Source organism: Candidatus Magnetaquicoccus inordinatus, from assembly GCF_004217665.1.
Lineage (GTDB): Bacteria > Pseudomonadota > Magnetococcia > Magnetococcales > Magnetaquicoccaceae > Magnetaquicoccus > Magnetaquicoccus inordinatus.
Genome location: NZ_RXIU01000235.1, coordinates 1 through 5,492 on the forward strand (window position 1 = coordinate 1; position 5,492 = coordinate 5,492).

At 55.2% G+C, this 5,492-nt stretch carries 6 protein-coding genes; 5 read left to right on the forward strand and 1 reads right to left on the reverse strand.

Annotation, left to right across the window (positions count from 1 at the left end; all coding sequences use genetic code 11):
* From EJP87_RS13655 to EJP87_RS13670, 4 genes are all read left to right on the forward strand, one after another.
* Positions 1–779, forward strand: a 779-nt coding sequence (locus EJP87_RS13655; protein WP_130472423.1) for a TGS domain-containing protein, incomplete at its 5' end; no start/stop codon positions are given.
* Positions 780–782: 3 nt separating this feature from the next.
* Positions 783–1,328 carry an ATP-dependent zinc protease family protein gene (locus tag EJP87_RS13660; RefSeq protein ID WP_130472424.1) on the forward strand — a complete coding sequence of 182 codons (546 nt, stop codon included), beginning with the start codon at positions 783–785 and terminating at the stop codon, positions 1,326–1,328.
* On the forward strand, positions 1,325–2,263 hold the full coding sequence (gene rimK / locus EJP87_RS13665; RefSeq protein WP_130472425.1) for a 30S ribosomal protein S6--L-glutamate ligase: 939 nt from the start codon (positions 1,325–1,327) through the stop codon (positions 2,261–2,263). The genes EJP87_RS13660 and rimK overlap by 4 nt, the downstream gene beginning before the upstream one ends.
* Before the next feature lie 5 nt (positions 2,264–2,268).
* Positions 2,269–2,784 (forward strand): hypothetical protein, encoded by a 516-nt coding sequence (locus tag EJP87_RS13670; RefSeq protein ID WP_130472426.1) that lies wholly within the window; start codon positions 2,269–2,271, stop codon positions 2,782–2,784.
* Between the two features lie 296 nt (positions 2,785–3,080).
* Here the strand turns inward: EJP87_RS13670 and EJP87_RS13675 are convergent, their stop codons facing one another.
* Positions 3,081–4,133, reverse strand: a complete 1,053-nt coding sequence (locus tag EJP87_RS13675) for a tetratricopeptide repeat protein (RefSeq protein ID WP_130472427.1) — start codon at positions 4,131–4,133, stop codon at positions 3,081–3,083.
* Positions 4,134–4,343: 210 nt separating this feature from the next.
* Here EJP87_RS13675 and EJP87_RS13680 point away from each other — a divergent pair.
* Positions 4,344–5,492 (forward strand): PAS domain-containing protein (locus tag EJP87_RS13680; protein WP_130472428.1); only part of this gene is annotated, 1,149 nt, incomplete at its 3' end.

The window sequence follows — 5,492 nt, forward strand, 5'->3', positions numbered from 1 at the left end:
TGCATGCCCATGTCCTTCCTGACATGCTCGATGTCTACACGCCCAAAGGGGATCGCTTTACCTTTCCTGTCGATTCAGTAGTGGTTGATTTTGCCTATCTGGTCCATACCGAATTGGGCGAACATTGTACCGGCGCCCGCATCAATGGCATTCAACGCCCTCCTGAATATCCCCTGCGCGATGGCGATGTGGTGCGTATCCTGACCTCCAAACAAGCACAGCCACAACGTGCCTGGCTGGATGTGGTCAAAACCGCCCGTGCCCGCACCTTGATCAAACAGGCACTGAAAAATCCCAATATCTCCGTCCGGGGCATCTTGCGACCCAGCCCAGGACGCTTTCAACTCACAGAGTTGGCCAGCCCCGATATTTTTTGGTCCAATTGCTGTTTGGCTGTTCCTACGGTGCCCATTGTAGGCCGACTCTCAGAAGATGCCCACTGGATCATCCATCGCGCCGATTGTGATAAAATTCAACGCAATCAGTGGGAAAAAGGGGAGTGGATGATCACCGAGGCCAATGAAAGTCTGCATATTACCTTTACTGTCGGCCATCGCACCGGCGCCTTGCTCACCGTTCTCAAACTGATTGCCCAATTTGACATCAATGGCCACTCCATCCAAGGCAAAGGCCGCTCCGCTGACTCCTACCTGATCAGCATGGAGCTTGATGGCAAACCCCCCTCTACCCTCGGTCAGTTTCTCAACTTGTTGGTACAGAATGCCTCTGTGCAGGAGGTACTCAGCTATGCCTGGAAGACCAGCTTCAGCAATAACTGAGCGATGCCTACCCCTCCTGTTGGCCCCCCTGCATCTGCCGATCTGCAACTGACCCCGTCGCCTCTCCCCAGCAAACCACTGCTGGGGTGGCGTGAATGGGTTGCCCTGCCGCAACTGGGCATCGTGCGCATCAAAGCCAAAATCGATACCGGCGCACGCACCTCCGCTCTGCATGCTCTCGACATGCAGCCGCTGCGCAAAGGAGGCAAACGCTACCTCCGCTTCCAGGTTCTCAGCAGCCAACACGGCCAGGATCTTTTACTCTCCTGCCGTGCACTGCTGCTTGATCGTCGTACTGTGCGCAGCTCCAGTGGCAACAAACAGCAGCGCTATGTTGTCAAAACCAGGTTGCGGATCGGCAACCACTCCTGGCCTATCGAATTGACCCTCACCAACCGTGCAACCATGGGCTTTCCGCTGTTGCTTGGTCGCAGCGCCATCCGTAAACGCTTTTTAGTAGACCCCGCTGCCTCTTTCCTGCAAGAATGGTCTCCACCCGTGGCGCTCAACCAAGGCACCGACACCTCTTCTGCAGGGGAAAACCTATGAAGATCGTTCTCCTGGCACGCAATCCCACACTCTATTCCCATCGACGGCTGGTGGAGGCTGCTGAACAACGGGGTCACACCATCCAGGTGATCAATACCCTGCTGGTCTATATGAACATCACCTCCCACCGCCCGGAGATCCGTTATAAAGGGGAGAGCTTAAGCGGTTTTGATGCAGTCATCCCCCGTATCGGGGCCTCGATCACCTTCTATGGTCTGGCGGTGCTCAATCAGTTTGAGATGATCGGCGTCTATCCTCTCAACAATGCCGAATCGATCGCCCGCTCGCGCGACAAGTTGCGCTGTCTGCAACTGCTGGCCGGTTCGGGCATCGGTTTGCCGGTCACCAGTTTTGCCCACTCCACGCAGTTTACCGATGATCTGATTGCCATGGTCGGCGGCACCCCGGTAGTGATCAAACTGCTGGAAGGAACCCAAGGAATCGGCGTGGTATTGGCAGAGACCCCGCGCTCTGCCAAAAGCATGATCGAAGCCTTCCGGGGCATCCATGCCAATATTTTGGTGCAAGAATATATTCGCGAAGCCAATGCCCGCGATATTCGCTGTCTGGTTATTGGGGATCGGGTGGTCGCTGCCATCCAGCGCCAGGGACGCGCCGGAGATTTTCGCTCCAATCTGCACCGTGGTGGCTGTGCCAGTGCCGTGCGCATCACCCCGGAAGAGCGTGCCGTCGCCGTCCGTTCTGCCAAATTGATGGGCCTGGCGGTCGCTGGAGTCGATCTGTTGCGGACCAATCATGGTCCTGTGGTCTTGGAGATCAACTCCTCCCCAGGTCTGGAAGGACTGGAGACGGCAACCGGCATTGATGTTGCTGGTAAAATCATTGAATTTCTTGAAAAAAAGGTCAAGGAGCGCACGCGACCACTCCCCTCCCACCGCCAACGGCGCAACCACACACCTGCACCTGCATCCTGACCAACATGTCTTACCATGATGATCCCTGGTTGGAGTTGCTCCAACATCTGCGCCGCCAGACCGGCATCACCCCTACCCCTCTCTCCCCTGCTGAAAAAGAGAGCGGTATCCTCTCGCTCTTCTCCTCGCCAGAGAGCACTCCCACTCCTGCAAAGGGCATGTCGCTGGCCGAACAGGGCATCTCTCTGCAAGCTCTCCTCAACTATTTGCGCGAGCAGACTGGAATCACTCCTATTCCCCTTTCTGCAGACGAACGACGCAGTGGTATCGTGCATGCCTTTGCTGGTGGCAGCAAGAAAGCTCCGGCAGAGCCACCCGCAACCGCCAGGAGCAGCACTGCTTCCTCTCCTGCTGCCGACCCCACTGCCGAACTCCGGGAACGCCTGCAACGGTTACGGAAAGAGCAGCAGCCAACCCTTCCGGTTGCCCCCACAACTGCACCCTCTGCCCCTGCTGCAAACACTCCTAAAAGCCTCTCTCGTCACCTCGCTGCCTACCAAAAAGGCAAAAAGGGCTGGTAACAATTCAGCACCCAAAACAACTGGGGGTCCAGGGAGGGCACCTCCCTGGCCGGGTCCAGGGATGGAATCCCTGGGATTTTGCTTTTAATCTTTTGCTTTTGGCGCGCCTTTCACAACAAGCCGACGCGCTTTTTGCGTCGGCGCAGCGCGCCTGATGGAAGCAAGCTGTGCGCATTGGCGCGCATTTTTGCGCCAATTCGCACAGCATCCCCATGGGGGTAGAGCTGGCGAGTTATCGCAAACCGGGTAGAGCTGGCGAGCCATCGCGAACCTGAATAGTTACCAAGGGCTGAAGGTTAACGCAGCTCGCTCTCCCACAGACGCATCAAGCCCCACTGCTCTCGCGCGGCAATATGCTCCAAAAGAATAGGCCGTTCTTCTGCCGCCTCTTGCACGCGCCCCTGACACCGACACAGGCGCAGACGTAACAGATGCACCTCTGCCAGTTTTTGACCATAGTGCAGAGTCTGCACCCCCTGTTCTGCTGCCAGCAGCGCCCTTTCCGCCTCATCACACTCTTTGGCATCAACAGCCAAATGTCCGGCCAACAGATGGCACTCCACCTGATAGGGAGGCAACGCCTCATCGTTGGCAATCTGCCACGCCTCTTGCCACAAGGATTGGGCCCTCTCTCCCTCGCCCAGTTGGCGCAAAAAATGGCCCTGTTGCAACAAAAATTCTGGCAAATAGAGGCGCCGTTCGCTTCTGCGCAACAGGGTGACCGCCTGCTGCATGGCCACACGTGCTGCCTCATGACGGGCCAAACCGGCCAAAGCGCGCCCCTGGGCCAGATAATCCATCGCTACTGCAAATTGATTTTTCACAATTTTTTGTGAATATTGACTGCGATGCAACACCCGCTCCCAATCCCCCTCCTCGCGCGCTTGCTCCAATAACAGGGCGCAATAGGAGCTTCCCGGCAGACCGATCAACCAGTGATAAGCGGTCTGTCGCTCGGCCTGCCAGCTCTCTGCCTCCTGAAACAGACGCCGACTCTCCTGCAATTCACCAGCACGATGGCGGGCCACGGCCAAACAACTGTGCAGATAGATGCGGGTCAACGGATCCTCAAAATGGTGCAGCCACTCCTGGGCCCTCGCCACCAAAGCGGCCACCGCCTGCCACTCTCCCATCAACAACCAGACATTGCTCAACTCCACCGCCGTCCGTGCCGCCCCCTGCCAATCCTGCTCCTCTTCCGCTTGACCAATCCGCTCCTGACGAGCGCATACCAAATCAGCAACACCCACTCTCTTCTTTTCCTGCACAGCACCCTCTTTTGCCGCAAGGGGCTCTTTTTCGTTAAATAATGATAACAGCGATGAAAATAGTGACTTTCCGGCCATCATTCCCGCTCCTTGCCTTGCTGTTGCTGCGTGCGTGGATCGATACAACTTGATATAAAAAAATTTTATGATAGATGAATCATTTTCGTCTCTCGCCATTATGCTCTAATTGGTTTACTCTCTAGGACAAAATTGGGCAGAAAATGCACACCAACAACACAGTGCATACTTTGCCCTGGAGACCAAAGGTATCGCTCAGGAGATGTTCCCCTTATGAGCTTGGACCACTCTTATCCGTCAATCAACAGCAAACAGGTCAGCAATCTGGACAAACGGCCTGTTGAATCGGCTTATGGCCTGTTGTGGAGTCAGACCAACCGCTTCAAACCTGCCCCCTCTTTGCTGCCCATCACCGCACCTTGGGGAGCTCCTGAGAGTTGGTGGCTGCAATTTGCCGTGCATATTACCCCTCCTGCCCCTACGCAATGTCCGATCTGTCAACTGGGACAACGGATCGGCGTGGTCTTGGCCACCATCCCGGAGCCCTCTTCTACCCAGTTTTCCCCGGAAGAGACCGCCATGCCGGTGCTGCGAACCTTTGAGGTCACCTATTCCGGTCACCCCCATCTGCTGTTTGAACTGGACAACAGCAACGCCTCTGAGCAGGGCAGCGACAGCAACAACCCTTTGCCCGATCTGTTGCTGATTCGTGATCGTACTCATGAGCAGCGCCAGAATGACTCAGTCTGCCGCACTATCCAACAATATGAATCCATCTGCAACTTTGTGCAGGATGTCTATTATCGCATGGACATGAAGGGCACCTTGTTGTTTGTCAGCCCCTCCTGTCAAAAATTGCTGCTCTATCGACCGGAAGATCTGATCGGCACCTTGTTTACCGATCGGCTCACTACGCAGGAAAATTTTCATGAGCTGCTGGAAATATTAAAAAATACCCGTGTCATCCACGATTTCCAACTGCCTCTGCAATGCAAACAAAATCGCCACTTGCCGGTCTCCATGACCGCCAAACTGGTTCTGGACAGCAATGGCTTACCCATTGCCATCGAAGGGATCTTCCGCGATGTTTCGGAACGGGATCGTCTTGGCTCCTTGCTGGAAGAGCAAACGCAAATTTATCGCCACTCTCTCTCCTCTCTGGAACAGCTCAAAGATGCCACTGATCAACATGTCCTGATTAGCGTTGTGGATCCTGAAGGCAATATTCTTGCCGTCAACGATAAATTTTTGGAGGTGTGCCGCTATGACTCTGCAGAGGTGGTGGGACAAAATCATCGTCTCTTCAACTCTGGCTACCACCCCAAATCTTTTTTCAAAGAGTTGTGGCGCACCATCCTCAATGGCTCGATCTGGCGCGGTGAGATCCGTAACCGCAAAAAAAATGGCGAATTTTTCTGGGTG